7 protein-coding genes are annotated in these 15,246 nt (G+C 41.9%); all 7 read left to right on the top strand.

Annotation, left to right across the window (positions count from 1 at the left end):
- The first annotated feature begins 83 nt into the window (after positions 1-83).
- The 7 genes from pepN to MSG37_RS11540 all read left to right on the top strand — a co-directional run bounded on the left by pepN (position 84) and on the right by MSG37_RS11540 (position 15,233).
- Positions 84-2,645, top strand: coding sequence for an aminopeptidase N (gene pepN / locus MSG37_RS11570; protein WP_248470811.1), 2,562 nt, complete (start codon positions 84-86; stop codon positions 2,643-2,645).
- A gap of 119 nt (positions 2,646-2,764) precedes the next feature.
- Positions 2,765-2,995 carry a DUF2835 domain-containing protein gene (locus tag MSG37_RS11565; protein ID WP_248470810.1) on the top strand — a complete coding sequence of 77 codons (231 nt, stop codon included), beginning with the start codon at positions 2,765-2,767 and terminating at the stop codon, positions 2,993-2,995.
- A 316-nt stretch (positions 2,996-3,311) separates the two neighbouring features.
- A complete protein-coding gene (locus MSG37_RS11560; protein ID WP_248470809.1) occupies positions 3,312-5,360 on the top strand; it encodes a DUF1302 domain-containing protein in 2,049 nt (682 codons plus the stop codon).
- 19 nt (positions 5,361-5,379) lie between these two features.
- On the top strand, positions 5,380-6,744 hold the full coding sequence (locus MSG37_RS11555) for a DUF1329 domain-containing protein (protein WP_248470808.1): 1,365 nt from the start codon (positions 5,380-5,382) through the stop codon (positions 6,742-6,744).
- Between the two features lie 53 nt (positions 6,745-6,797).
- Positions 6,798-7,814, top strand: coding sequence for a YCF48-related protein (locus MSG37_RS11550; RefSeq protein ID WP_248470807.1), 1,017 nt, complete (start codon positions 6,798-6,800; stop codon positions 7,812-7,814).
- Between the two features lie 12 nt (positions 7,815-7,826).
- On the top strand, positions 7,827-10,127 hold the full coding sequence (locus tag MSG37_RS11545) for an MMPL family transporter (RefSeq protein WP_248470806.1): 2,301 nt from the start codon (positions 7,827-7,829) through the stop codon (positions 10,125-10,127).
- Positions 10,128-10,388: 261 nt separating this feature from the next.
- The gene (locus tag MSG37_RS11540) at positions 10,389-15,233 is read left to right on the top strand and encodes an NAD-glutamate dehydrogenase (protein ID WP_248470805.1); all 4,845 of its coding nucleotides are present in this window, start codon (positions 10,389-10,391) and stop codon (positions 15,231-15,233) included.
- Positions 15,234-15,246 lie beyond the last annotated feature (13 nt).

Genomic DNA, 15,246 nt, shown 5'->3' with positions numbered 1-15,246 from the left:
AACTTAAATAATAACAATAGAGATTGGTATAATTACTTATTTCGATTGTAGTTATTCTATTTTTAAAATAAAGAGGGTAGTTCATGTCCCAGCCACAAGCTAAATTCCTTAAAGATTATCAAGCACCAGATTTTCATATTACCCATATCGATCTCGACTTTTCCTTAGCAGATAAACAAACTGAAATCGTTGCTACAAGCACAGTACGTCGTCAAGGTTCTCATAACAATCCACTTATTTTGGTTGGTGACGATATTCAATTGCAAAATGTGTTGATTAATGGAGAAGTAGCGCAATATGTAGAACGAGCAGGCGAGCTAGTCATTGAAACTAATCTTAATGAATTTGAGTTGCAGATCCGTTCAACACTTGACCCAGAAGCCAATACTAGCCTGGAAGGGCTTTATATGTCGGATGGCGCTTATTGTACTCAATGTGAAGCTGAAGGTTTTAGGCGTATTACCTATTTTCTTGACCGCCCTGATGTTCTTGCTATTTATACGGTACGTATTACTGCCGATAAACAAGCTTTTCCGTATTTATTGAGTAACGGTAACCTCGTTGAAAGTGGCGAAACCACTGATGGATTACATTTTGCCAAATGGCATGATCCCTTTCCAAAACCAGCATACCTGTTTGCCTTAGTCGCCGGTGACTTTGATCTACTTGAAGACAATTTTACAACTTGCAGCAATCGAGATATCAAGCTGCAGGTTTTTGTTGATAAAGGCAACTTGCATAAAGCGCATCATGCTATGGAATCCTTGAAAAAATCAATGGCATGGGATGAGAGTCGCTTCAATCTTGAATATGACTTAGATATTTACATGATAGTTGCAGTCGACTTTTTCAATATGGGCGCAATGGAAAACAAAGGTTTAAATGTTTTCAATACTAAGTTTGTCCTAGCCGATAAAGATTCTGCAACCGATGATGATTATCATGGTATCGAGTCTGTTGTTGGTCACGAATACTTCCATAATTGGACCGGAAACCGTGTTACTTGCCGCGATTGGTTTCAGTTAAGTTTAAAAGAAGGGTTAACGGTATTTAGAGATCAAGAGTTTAGCTCTGATTTAGGTTCTCGTGCCGTTAACCGGATTCACGCTATTAAAGTGATGAAAAACCAGCAGTTTGCTGAAGACTCAGGCCCTATGGCTCACCCAATTCGTCCAGAATCTGTAATTGAGATGAATAACTTCTATACCGTTACCGTTTATAACAAAGGCGCTGAAGTTATTAGAATGATGCACACCTTGTTAGGTGAGGCTGGTTTTCAAAAAGGTATGGCGCTTTATTTTGAGCGACATGATGGACAAGCGGTTACCTGTGATGACTTTGTAGCTGCGATGGAAGATGCCAGTGGCGTAGATTTAACTCAGTTTAGACGTTGGTATAGTCAGGCGGGGACGCCACAAGTCGATATTAAAGAACAATTTGATAGTGAAGCTAATACCTATACACTGACTTTGGCGCAATCTATTCCGGCTACACCGGACAGCTCGGCTAAATTGCCACTGCATATTCCGTTCGATATTGAGCTAATTGACCCTGCGGGTCAGTCTATTGTTAATAAGGTTTTAGACTTTACTCAGGAGCAACAAGTATTTAGTTTTGAAAATATCGTGCAGCAGCCAGTAGCTTCTTTACTACAAGATTTCTCAGCGCCAGTGAAGCTTAACTTTGATTATTCCGTTGCTCAGTTAGTGCATATCATGCGTTATGCAACTAGCGAGGTAGCGAAATGGGAAGCTTCAGTTGCATTATTTAGTCAGTCTATTTGGCAAAATGTTGAGCGCTTACAACAGCAGCAAGCTATGTTCATAGACCCAAGAATTATCGATGCCTTTAAGGGCGTAATTCTAGCTGAAGATCTAGACAAAGCATTAATGGCAGAAATTTTAACCATGCCTAGTGCAGGGTCGTTAATTGAGCAAAAGAGCACAGTTGATCTGGATAATCTGGCATTGGCCCGGGAGTTTGTTGTACTTGAGATCGCTGAAAATTGTGAAGATGAATTACTCGCAACTGTTAGAGAGTTAGCATCTATCGATGATGCAGCAGCACGCTCACTAAAGAATGTCTGCTTGAATTTATTAGTTAAAGTTGATAACGCTCATGCAGATTTAGCGCAAAAGCAGTTTGCTCAAGCGATTAATATGACAGATAGTTTAGCGGCGTTAACCGCGCTGAACTCAGAGCCATCTGTTATCCGTGAGCAACTAATGTCTCAGTTTGAGCAAAAATGGCTCAACACCCCGTTAGTGATGGACAAGTGGTTTGCTTTACACGCAACGTTAAATGACACTCAGTGCATTGCTACGCTTAAGTCGTTATTTGAACATCAGGCATTTAGTTTCAATAATCCAAACAGAGTTCGCTCGTTAATTGGGATTTTTGCGGCTGCTAATACATTTGAATTCCATAGAAAAGATGGTTTGGGATATGAGTTTTTAGCTGACGCCATTGTAAAATTAAATACACTGAATCCACAGGTTGCAGCTCGGATAATTACACCACTTATCCAATTTAAAAAGTTTGATACTGAGCGTCAACAATTGATGACTCAGCAGTTAAATCGTATTTTGAAAGTGGAAAACCTTTCAAAAGATCTTTATGAAAAAGTCACTAAAGCTTTGGCTTAAGACTTTTGCGAGATAATACTCAGATTTGAGTATTACTGAGTTTAATCGCGCCTCAATGGTTTCTGATTACCATTGAGGCGCGTTATTATATTGCTATTAAAAATCAAGAGAGTCATTACGTGTCATCAGGTCATCAACAGTTCCAATTTCCTCTAAATATCAGTTACCAAGAGTTCTTACCTTATTACCGCGGTGAAGTGAATAAAGTCGAGGTAGTGGATGTTAAAGGGCAAACTCTATGGATAAACGCTAAACATTTCCGCCGATTTTTAACATCAAGCGGGATCCGCGCATATTTTTGTATGACAATTGATGCACAAGGAAATTTAATTAGCTTAGAAAAAGATTAGAGTAATTACTTCAAACGTACGATTGCTTTAAACAAGGCGTTAGGCAACTACCGCTTGCATATAACCTACTGTTAATAAACCATATAAAGTCAAAATCCCACTGTTTTTCTAGTTAACCTGTTGCTGATTTAAATACACTCTCAAAAAGGCTATTTGAAATTATTTCTAAGTAGCGAAATCTTTTAAATATTTTCTATGTTTCGTCCTTGCTCACTTCGTGTAAATGCTGTAACAATGGTGTTACCTGTACGCTAACAGCATGTTGGTTATCAATTCCTATAACAAAAGAATCCAGCAGGTTACGGAGAGAAGCTAAATGAAAAAGGTTAAAAACGGCTTTAATAAGTCTACGCTCGCTTTGGGGATAGTTGCAGCGCTCGGATTTGGTATGACAAATCAGGCTAATGCAGTTTCATTCAATTGGGGTGATGTAGAAGGAACATTCGACTCGACTTGGACTGCAGGTGCGAGTTGGCGAACAGAAGGTAGAGACTGGGATAATCAAATTGGTAAGGTGAATCACCCTCGATTTGATTGGTCTGGTTATTCTGCTTTCGGGGATACAAAATATAGCTCTGCAGAGATATGGGCTCAACCGGGTTCATACTCAAGTAATGGTGATTTGAGTAATTTACTGTATGCGCAAGGCGATACTACCTCAGAGATCTTTAAAGGTTTACACGAGTTATCATTGAAATACCAAAACTTCGGTCTATTTGCCCGTGGAATGTATTTCTATGATAGAAAAATGAATGATGGTGATTTTGGTTTCAATGATCCATTAACAGGCAAAGAGTTCGATCCTTGTGCTGACAGCCAAGCATCTGAAGTTCAGTGTAAAGATATTCGCTTACTCGATGCGTTTGTTTATGCTGACTTCGATTTTAACGATGGTGCTAATCCACTTTCTATCCGTGTTGGTAATCAAGTTGTCTCTTGGGGAGAAAGCACTCTTATTGCCCATGGTATTGGTGTGATTAACCCAGTTGATTTAAATATTCTTAATGCTCCTGGTGCAGAACTAAAAGAAGCATTTAGACCTCAAGGCATGGTTTGGGCGTCTTTCGGTGTGACTGATAATTTGTCAGTTGAAGGTTTCTATCAGTATGACTGGGAGCCTGTATGGGTGCCAACGCCGGGTTCATTCTTCTCGACTAATGACTTTGCCGGTTATGGCGGTTACAGCCAAAATGCTCAGCTAGGCTTTAACGCTAATCCTGACATGAATTTAGATTTCCTTATGGCTGAATACAATGCACTTGTTGGTATGGTGGGTTCTGGCCAAGTAGATGCAGCAACTCTAGCGTCACTTGCATTAGCCTATCCAACAAAAGCCACTCTAGTGGAAGATCCTGCTGAAGCAAGTGATGACGGCCAATGGGGTGTCAAGTTAGGGTACTATTCACCTGAGCTTGGTGAAACGGAATTTGGCCTTTATTACATGAACTATCATAGCCGTCGTCCGCTGATCAGCGGTACAACTGCTAACTTTACTCAAGAAGCTATTGGTCGTGATTTACAACGTTTAGGCGGTAAGGCTCAGTCCGGCGAAGCGATGACTCGCGAAGACCTACTTGCATTAGAAACCTTTTCTAAAGCGCAAATTGTTTATCCTGAAGATATTCAACTTATGGGCTTTAGTTTCAACACGCTTTTGGGTGACACCTCTGTTGCAGGTGAAATTGCTCACCGTTTAGATGAGCCGCTTCAGATTGACGATGTTGAACTTCTATTCGCTGCAATGCCGCAGCAGCTTGCCAATGCCGGGCTACGTCCAGATCTTGATGGCATTTCTCAAGTTGAGAATTATGGTCCGGGCGAATATGCCGAAGGCTTTATTCGTTTAGATACCACGCAAGCACAAACTACTTTTACTCACTTATTTGGTCCAACGCTTGGTACCGATAACTTGACTATGCTGGCGGAAATCGGTGGTGTTTGGATCCACGATATGCCAAGCCATGATGAGCTGCGCTTAAATGGACCTGGTACAGGTCGCTCGGGCGGTAACCCAGATATGCCAGGTATTATCGAAGCGCTACATAACGGACCAGAAACAAATCCATTCCCAACAGACTTTGCTTGGGGTTATCGATTAGTTGCCAAAGCTGATTATAACAACGTATGGGGCGGAGTGAATATTGCGCCACGAGTGATTTTCTCTCATGACGTTGACGGTATTACGCCAGACCCAATGTTCCTATTTACGGAAGGTAAGAAATCAGTTGCGGTTGGGGTTAACTTTGATTACCAGAGCCGCTGGGGAGCTGATATTTCGTACAACACTTTCTTTGGTGGAGTAGGGACAACCAATACGATGGCTGATAGAGACTATGTTTCTTTCAACATTAAGTATTCAATTTAAAATCACAAGGACAATAACAATGAATAAACTTGCGATATTGCCTGTAGCAGTGATGTTTGCTATCAGCGCGCCAGCAGCGATGGCAAAAGTGTCTGAAGCAGATGCTGCTAAATTAGGTACAGAGCTAACGCCATTAGGTGGCGAAAAGGCAGGAAATGCTGATGGTTCTATTCCTGCTTGGGATGGTGGTATTACTAAACCAGTAGCCGGTTACAGTAAAGGCATGCATCATCCAGATCCGTTCCCAAATGATAAGATAGAATTTACCATTACTAATGCCAATAAAGATAAGTACAAAGAGTATCTATCAGATGGACAGATGAAATTATTTGAGCTTTATCCTGAAACATTCAAGATGAATGTGTATCAGACTCGACGCTCAGCATCTGTACCACAGTTTGTTTACGACGCAACGAAAGAAAATGCTACCCGAGCAGAGCTGATTGATGGCGGTAATGGTATTAAAGGCGCTTCAATTGGTATTCCTTTCCCTATGCCGGAAAATGGTTTAGAGGTTATTTGGAATCACGTATTGCGATTCCGCGGTGTTGATATTAAAACCTCACGTAGTCAGGCGGCGCCAACTGCTGGTGGTAGTTATACCTTGGTTGAAACCGCTGAAGAGATTCGTTTTCAGTACTCTCGTCCAGAGATGACTCTTGATAAATTGTCTAACGACAATACGCTGTTTTTCTTTAAGCAAGTAGTAACCCAACCAGCGCGTCTAGCGGGTACAGCGCTGCTTGTAAAAGAAACAATGGATCAAGAAAAGTTACCTCGCCAAGCATGGACCTATAACACCGGGCAGCGCCGCGTACGTAAAGCGCCTAACGTTGCGTTTGATACACCAGGTACAGTGTCTGATGGACTAAGAACAACCGATGATTTCGACATGTTTAACGGCTCGCCGGTACGCTACAACTGGGAGTTAGTGGGTAAGCAAGAGCTTTATATTCCATATAACGACTACAAGTTACATTCAGACAAACTTGATTATGATCAGATCATCACCCCTGGTCATATCAACCCGGAATACGTGCGTTATGAAAAGCACCGCGTTTGGGTAGTGAAGGCCACATTAAAAGAGGGCATGCGCCATATCTATAAGGCACGTACTTTCTATATTGATGAAGATTCATGGCAGGTATCGGTAGCCGATCTTTACGATAATCGTGATGAACTTTATCGCGTTGCGATCGCTCACGGTCTTAACTATTACGAAGTGCCAACCCAGTGGAGTACGCTAGAAGTATTCCATGACTTGCAGTCGCGTCGTTATATCGCTATGGGCTTGGATAATGAAGGTCGTATGTATGACTTTGATGCCAAGCTAAGTGAAGCTAACTTCACTCCAGCAGCACTTCGCCGTGCAGGTATTCGGTAAACCCTCCGCTCTAAGAGGGGCGCAAGCCCCTCTCTATCTTAAAGGAAGTTTGTATGTCGTTTAGCATGCTTCGATTTATCTCAATATTGAGTTTTTTAAGCCTTTTTCATACCGTTCCAGTATTGGCTCAAGAGAAAAATTTACTACAACAAATTCAACCTCTTGCCGCAAACTCTCTTATTTTAGATATCGCAAAGAATCAACAAACCTTGGTTGCCATTGGTGAGCGAGGACACGCGTTTGTTTTCGATAAAACATGGCAACAAGTTAATACTCCAACTGAAGTGCTATTAACAAAAGTCTTTTTTGTTTCGCCTTTGAAAGGATGGGCTGTTGGACATGATGCAACGATTTTGCATACGCAAGATGGTGGCCACTCATGGCAGCTGCAAATGCAATCGGCTGAAATTGAAAAACCGTTTTTGGACGTGTTGTTTTTCAATGAGCAAGAAGGGGTTGCTGTTGGCGCTTATGGTTTGTTTTACCGAACTCAAGACGGTGGTAACACCTGGAATAGTGAGTATCATCAAGAACTACTATTTGAAGAAGATGTTGCTTATCTAGAGGAGCTAAAAGCCGAAGATGAAGCGCTTTACCTTTCAGAACGTAGCACATTATTACCGCATTTTAATCGAATTATCCCTGTAACAAATAACACTTTACTGATGGTTGGCGAGCTTGGCCTCGTTGCGACTTCTGTCGATAAAGGTCTTACTTGGTTAAAGCAAGACTTTATATATGAAGGCTCTTTGTTTAATGCATCCATTGTTGATGATACTGCTTTTGTCATGGGGTTACGTGGCAACGTCTTTATTAGCGATCTGCAATTGGTTAATTGGACAAAGGTTAACTTGCCTGTTGATTCAACAATAAATGCGGGTTTACGTTTAGGCGAAGGGACACTGCGCGTTGTAGGTAATGCTGGGGTGATAATCGATATTACAACTGCTGGAGAAAGTCAGTTAGTCGAGCAGCGACAAGGTGAAAACTTAGTTGCGATTGCCGAAGACTCAGAAGGAAATCTTTGGGTTGCGGGTAATAAAGGTCTCATCAAATTAGAACAAAAATAATAGGGCCTTACTATGTTAGATAAATTAGTTAATGGATTCGAATCTTATCTATTTCGTCATAGAGCATTTGTCATACTTTTATTTGCGATTGCCACGATATTTTTAGGATTACAAGCAAGCAACCTAAAGATGGACGCGGCATTTGTTAAAAATATTCCGCTTAACCATAGCTATATGCAAACTTATTTAAAGCACCAAAAACAGTTTGGTGGTGCAAATAGCATTATGGTTGCGGTTGAACATACCAGTGGTGATATTTTTAATCCTAACTTCTTCGATGCCCTTAAAAATGTGCATGATCAGTTGTTTTTTATCCCTGGAGTCGACCGAGCTCAGGTTAAATCGCTATTTTCACCATCAACGCGCTTTACTGAAGTGGTTGAAGATGGTTTTGCTGGCGGGCCAGTGATCCCCGCTGATTTTTCGACAACCGAGTATGGCTTAAAAGTCGTTCGTGGCAATATCGAAAAAGCCGGTATTGTCGGTCGCTTAATCGCAGAAGACTATTCTGCGGCTATGGTAAGCGCGCAGTTAATGGACTTTGACCCACAAACCGGCGAAGCGCTCGATACTTTGGCTTTTGCTGCCCAACTTGAAAAAGAACTGCGTGAGCAATATGAAACAGATGAAATAAAAATTCATATTATCGGTTTTGCTAAAATGGCCGGTGACGTTGCTGACGGCGCAAAAGGCGTACTGCTGTTTTTCCTTATCGCTATTTTGGTTACTGCGGTAATGGTGTTCTTTTTCTCTAAATCTGTTGCGCTTACTATTTTGCCGCTGGTATGTAGTTTAGTCGCGGTGATATGGCAGCTTGGATTACTCACTGTAGTTGGATTTGGATTAGATCCCATGTCCATACTCATCCCATTTTTAGTTTTTGCTATTGGTGTTAGCCATAGCGTGCAGATGATTAATGCGGTTAAGCGTAGAGTTACTGATGGCCAAACAACGAAAGCGGCTGCAGCGTTAGCCTTTAGAAGCTTGCTAATTCCGGGAGGCGTGGCGTTACTGTCAGACACCATAGGTTTTATGACGCTGCTGGCAATTGATATTGGTATTATCCGAGAGTTAGCTATTTCAGCATCTTTAGGTGTAGCGGTGATTATTTTAACTAACTTAATGCTGCTGCCGCTGCTTATCTCATATACCTCGGTATCTGCAAATAGTACCGAGCAGCAACAAGTTAATCCTATCTGGGTTAAATTATCTAAGTTTGCCACCCTTAAATATGCTATTTGGGTATTAGTGATCACTGCTGTGCTTTATGGCGTAGGTCTGCAGCAAGCTAACAAGATGAAGATTGGTGATTTGCAGGGCGGGGCGCCAGCACTGCATCTGGATTCTCGCTATAACCAAGACACCTTCTTTATTACCGATAAGTTTTCAATCACCACAGATGTGATGACGGTAATCGTTGAAGCATTCCCAGAGGCTTGTACCTATCACTCAGTGCTTACTGAAATAGACGAGTTTGAATGGCTGGTTAGTAACACACCAGGTGTTGAATCCACAGCAAGTTTGGCCTCGGTTGCTAAACGGGTAAATGTGGGCTTTAACGAAGGCAATCCAAAATGGAGTGTGCTACCTAGAACTACTGCAAGCTTAGTACAGGCAGTTGGGAGAGTGCCGACAACTTCAGGGTTACTCAATAGTGATTGTTCGGTCATGCCTGTCTACTTGTTCCTAGAAGATCACAAAGCTGAAACTATTGAATTAGTGATTGATAAAGTGAATGAGCTAAAGCTTAAAATGGATACAGATAAAATCCAGTTTAAATTAGCTTCAGGCCCTGTAGGGGTAATGGCTGCAACGAATGAAGCAGTAGCTGAAGCTCAGCTGCCTATGATGCTTTATGTTTATGGTGCGGTATTTATTTTATGTCTGATAAGTTTTCGTTCACTACGAGCGACTATCGCAGTCATTTTACCTCTATATGTTGTTTCAACCTTAGCGCAAGCCTTGATGACGCAGTTGGATATTGGCCTTGCGGTGAGTACGTTACCGGTTATTGCTTTAGGTGTGGGTATTGGTGTTGATTACGGTATTTATATCTTATCAACTATGGCGGTTCGTCTTCGTGATGGAATGCCGGTTCAACAAGCATATTATGAAGCGCTTGTTGAGCGTGGCAGCGCGGTGATCTTTACCGGACTGACATTGGCGATTGGCGTGAGTACTTGGTTCTTCTCTGCGCTAAAATTCCAAATGGATATGGGAATATTGCTAACATTTATGTTTTTGGTAAATATGTTGGGAGCAATAATTATCCTCCCTGCAATTGCGGCGGTGTTTTGGCGGCAGCCCAAGTAGAATAGGACCAAGAGGAGCTTAGGCTCCTCTTTTTTTATGCATAAAAACACGTAATAGGCGATTGTTCTCGCAACTTTGCAAAATAAATCGTTTAAAAGGCCGCCACAATGAGGATGTACCACTAAAATAGTTCTCGAAATGTTGCGAATTTAGTAATAGACTGCGGCTTATGACCTAGGTCACAAAAATAGGCTCAGGTCGGTTTACGAAGCATCCATAAAAATTAAAAAGCGCTGCCATAGCCCCTAAGGAAATAGCAACATGGCCTTGAAAGATGCAATGCCTTCAGTACTGCTCGAAAATGTAGTCAACCTAATTCACGCTAAAGTACCCAATTCACAAGCAAAACAAGTAGAACAATTCGCAACCTGCCTTTATGCGCACATGTCGAAAGACGACCTCAATGCGCGCAATGATAGCGATCTCTACGGTGCGGTGTTAAGCCAGTGGAATGCACTTAATAAGACCTCCGTCGGGGAAGGTCACATTAAAGTGTTTAATCCTAGTCAGTCTAAGCACGGCTGGCAGTCAAGCCATTCAATTATCGAAATTATTCAACCAGATATGCCATTTTTAGTCGACTCAGTCGGCATGGCGCTTAACCGCCTTGGCATTACTGCACATATGATGCTGCACACGCCAATGGCGATTGAACGCGAAAATGGTGCAGTTACTCACGTTAGTTACAGCTCAGATGAGCAATGCAATGTTGATAAAGTCGCTGTTTTTTTAATTGAAATTGACAGACAAAGCAGCGATGCAGATATCAAAACCCTAACCAAAGAAATAGAATCGGTCATCGCCGACGTTGCAGCTGCAGTAAATGACTGGGAAGCAATGTCGCTCAAGCTTGGTGAAACTATTGCAGAGCTTGAAAACCGTCCTTACCCAGGTACCAAAGAAGAGCTTAGTGAAGCTAAGAACTTCCTTTCATACCTTAATGACCATCACCTTACCTTATTAGGCTATCGCCGTTATGACTTGCATAAAGTTGAAGGTGATCTAGAACTCGTCGCTGATAAGTCAACCAGCTTAGGTTTAATGACCAAGTCAGCAAAAGCAAAAACAGAAACTGGATTACTGCTGTCTAACTTTTCAGAAAGTGCCCGTAAAGAAGCACTTGATACTAGCTTGTTAGTATTAACCAAGAGCAGCGAAAAAAGCCGTGTTCACCGTCCAGCATATGTAGATTATATCGGTGTAAAACGCTTCGACGAGCAAGGCAATGTGATTGGTGAAGACAGATTTATCGGTCTTTATGCATCAAACCTTTATAACCGCAGTCCACGCGAGATCCCATTATTAGCGCAAAAAGTGCAAAGAGTATTAGACAATTCAGGTCTAGCGCCACGCTCTCACGATTACAAAGCGCTAATGCATATTCTTGAAACCTTGCCACGTGATGAGCTTATCCAAGCAAGTGTTGAACAGCTTGCCTCAATTGCCCACGGCGTACTTGAGATGCAAGACCGCGATAAACTAAAGCTGTTTGTTCGTAAAGATGGCTTTGGCCGCTTCTTCTCATGCTTAGTTTATGTATCGAAAGATCGTTACAACACTAAGCTACGTGAAGATACGCAACGAATTTTAGCGCAACACTTTGGTAGCAGCGAAGACGTTGAGTTTACTACTTATTTCTCAGAATCAACTTTGGCGCGTACCCATTACATTATCAAAGTTGACAATAATAATATGGATGTCGATGTGGCAGCGATTGAGAATAATTTGACTGAAGCAGCCCGCTCATGGGAAGACAAACTCGCAAGTGCGGTGATCAGTGCACAAGGCGAAGAGCTAGGTAACAGCTTAATTAAGCGTTACGTTGATGCTTTCCCACGTAGTTATAAAGAAGATGTATTACCAAGCTCATCAGTTGTTGATATTCAGCACCTTGAAGAACTGGATGATGATCATAAGCTGGGAATGCTATTTTATCAGCCGCAAGAAACGGCATTAAATGATAATAAAGTTCGCTTAAAACTGTTCCATAAAGATGAGCCTATCCATCTTTCAGATGTGTTACCTATGCTTGAAAACTTCGGGCTACGTGTAATTAACGAAAGACCATATGAAGTTAAGACGGTAGACGGCGCGACGTATTGGATTTTAGATTTCTTGATGACAACTCAAAATGTTGCCACAGATGATCTTGCCGATAGCCAAGAGCGTTTCCAAACTGCACTATCTCAAGTGTGGAAGAAAGAACTTGAAGATGACGGCTTTAACCGTTTGGTTCTGGCTACAGGCTTAACTGGTCGCGAAGTATCAGTGTTGCGTGCTTACGCTAAATATATGCGTCAAATCGACTCAACATTTAGCCAAGCGTATATTGAGGAAACGTTCTCAAGCTATCCACAAATTGCTGATTTACTTGTTAAAATGTATATCCGTAAATTCAACCCTAAGTTGAAAACGCGTACATTGAACAAGTTTATTGAGCAAATTGATCTGCGCTTAGAAGATGTATCAAGCCTTGATGATGACCGTATTATTCGTCGTTACCTTGACCTAATTAATGCAACTAGCCGAACTAACTTCTATCAAGTGTTAGAGTCTGGTTTACCTAAGTCATATATCTCGTTCAAGTTTGAACCAAACTTGATCCCAGAGATGCCAAAGCCGCTACCAAAGTATGAAATCTTTGTTTATTCACCTCGGGTTGAAGGTGTTCACCTTCGTGGTGGTAAAGTGGCTCGTGGTGGTTTGCGTTGGTCTGATCGCCGTGAAGACTTCCGTACCGAAGTGCTTGGTCTTGTAAAAGCACAGCAGGTTAAGAACACGGTAATTGTTCCTGTCGGTGCTAAAGGTGGCTTTGTTTGTAAGCAACTTCCTACCGATGGTAATCGAGAGGCATTTTTTGCTGAAGGCCAAGAGTGTTATCGCTTATTTATTCGCGGTTTACTCGATATCAGTGACAACATTATTAATGGTGATGTTGTACCGCCTGAAAATGTTGTTCGTCATGATGAAGACGACCCGTACTTAGTTGTTGCAGCAGATAAAGGCACCGCAACCTTCTCAGATATCGCTAACGAAATTGCTATTGAGTATAACTTCTGGCTAGGTGATGCGTTTGCATCTGGTGGTAGTAACGGTTACGACCATAAGAAAATGGGTATTACTGCCCGCGGAGCATGGGAATCTGTTAAACGTCACTTCCGTGAAATGGGCGTAAATTGCCAAACTACAGATTTTACCTGTTTAGCTATTGGTGATATGGCCGGTGACGTATTCGGCAATGGTATGTTGCTTTCAAAGCACACGCGCTTAGTCGCAGCCTTTAACCATATGCATATCTTTATTGACCCGAACCCAGATGCTGCGACTAGTTATGTAGAGCGTGAGCGTTTATTTGCTCTGCCGCGTTCAAGCTGGGAGGATTACAATAAAGAGCTTATTTCTAAAGGTGGTGGCATATTCTTGCGTTCAGCTAAGTCTATCCCTTTATCTACTGAAATGAAGAAGATGCTAGGTAGCCAAAAAGCGTCAATGACACCGTTAGAACTCTTAAAAGAGTTACTTAAAATGCAAGTAGATCTTATCTGGAACGGTGGTATTGGTACTTATGTTAAAGCGAACAGCGAGTCTCATGCAGAAGTGGGTGACCGTGCTAACGATGCAATTCGTGTAAACGGTAACGAAGTTCAAGCCAAGATTATTGGAGAAGGCGGTAACTTAGGTTGTACTCAGCTAGGTCGTATTGAATACTGTGCTAACGGCGGCCGTATGAATACTGATTTCGTTGACAACGTTGGCGGCGTAGATTGCTCAGATAACGAAGTTAACATCAAGATCTTATTAAACGCTTTAGTCGTCGACGGTGAAATGACTGTTAAACAGCGTAACCGTTTGCTTGAAGATATGACTGATGAAGTGAGTCGTATCGTACTGCAAGATTGTAAAGATCAAACTCGCTCAATCTCGATTACTCAGGTTCGTGGCGCCGAGCAACTTAAAGAACAGATCCGCTTTATCCATTACCTTGAAAAAGAGGGTAAATTGGACCGAGCGCTTGAGTTCTTGCCAAATGAAGATGAATTGGCAGACCGTTTAGTTAATGGTAAGTCGCTAACTCGTCCAGAGCTTTCAGTCTTGGTTGCTTACGCGAAAATGATCTTGAAAGAGCAGCTTGTGACTTCTGAAATTACAGAAGATAGCTTCTTGAGTCAGTTGCTTGTTGAGTACTTCCCTAAGCAATTGCAAGAAAAGTACACTGCAAATATGGCACAGCATCCTCTAAGAGGTGAAATTATCGCTACATCTTTGGCTAATGAATTAGTCAATGATATGGGACTTAATTTCGTGCAACGTATGCAAGATGAGACAGGTGCCTCAGTAGCGGAAGCTGCAATTTGTTATACTATGGCCCGCGAAGTATTTGGTTTAGCTGATTTAACTAAATCTATAACAGATTTGAATGGCGTAATACCAGCTGTAGTACAATGTGAAATGTTGCATCAATTACGTCGCAACATTCGACGCGCGAGTCGATGGTTCCTACGTCATCGCAACCGCAACTTGAATATCGAGCAAACGATAGCCTTCTTCAAGCCAGTATTTGATGAATTGAAAGAAAGTGTTCACCAATACATGGTGAGTGAAGAGGTAGAAGGTATTCGAGCTGAGTCGAACGCATTGATAAAAGAGGGCGTACCTGAAGACGTCGCTATGGTTGTAGCGAATGTTAGCACTCTGTTCTCAGCATTAGATATTGCTCAAATTTGTGAATCTGAGAGCAAGCCAGTTCCATTAGTTGCCGAAACCTACTTTAAGCTAGGCGCGAGTGTAGACTTACACTGGTTCCTAGAGCAAATTAGCGCGCAACCGGTAACTAACCATTGGCAAGCACTCGCAAGAGCAGCTTTTAGAGAAGAGCTTGATTGGCAGCAGAGATCACTAAGTTCTGTTGTACTAAGAACTTGCACTGAAAGCTGTGATGCGAACAAAATCATCTCAGAGTGGATTGAGTCGAATCAAAGCTTGTTGGAACGTTGGTTCCACATGCTATCTGACTTCAAGACTTCGCAAAGCCACGAGTTTGCAAAGTTCTCTGTAGCCTTACGTGAACTTAATCTTTTGATCCTTCATTGTGAAGGGCAGAAGTAATCTGATTAAAATC

This window comes from Shewanella sp. 1CM18E (genome assembly GCF_023161665.1).
Classification (GTDB): Bacteria; Pseudomonadota; Gammaproteobacteria; order Enterobacterales; family Shewanellaceae; genus Shewanella.
The sequence above is the reverse complement of the archived record's forward strand: the minus strand, read 5'-3'. Positions and strand labels throughout refer to the sequence as shown.

Coding starts and splice junctions, on each gene's coding strand:
- pepN (WP_248470811.1), top strand. CDS start 84: ATGTCCCAGCCACAAGCTAAATTCCTTAAAGATTATCAAGCACCAGAT.
- MSG37_RS11560 (WP_248470809.1), top strand. CDS start 3,312: ATGAAAAAGGTTAAAAACGGCTTTAATAAGTCTACGCTCGCTTTGGGG.
- MSG37_RS11555 (WP_248470808.1), top strand. CDS start 5,380: ATGAATAAACTTGCGATATTGCCTGTAGCAGTGATGTTTGCTATCAGC.
- MSG37_RS11550 (WP_248470807.1), top strand. CDS start 6,798: ATGTCGTTTAGCATGCTTCGATTTATCTCAATATTGAGTTTTTTAAGC.
- MSG37_RS11545 (WP_248470806.1), top strand. CDS start 7,827: ATGTTAGATAAATTAGTTAATGGATTCGAATCTTATCTATTTCGTCAT.
- MSG37_RS11540 (WP_248470805.1), top strand. CDS start 10,389: ATGGCCTTGAAAGATGCAATGCCTTCAGTACTGCTCGAAAATGTAGTC.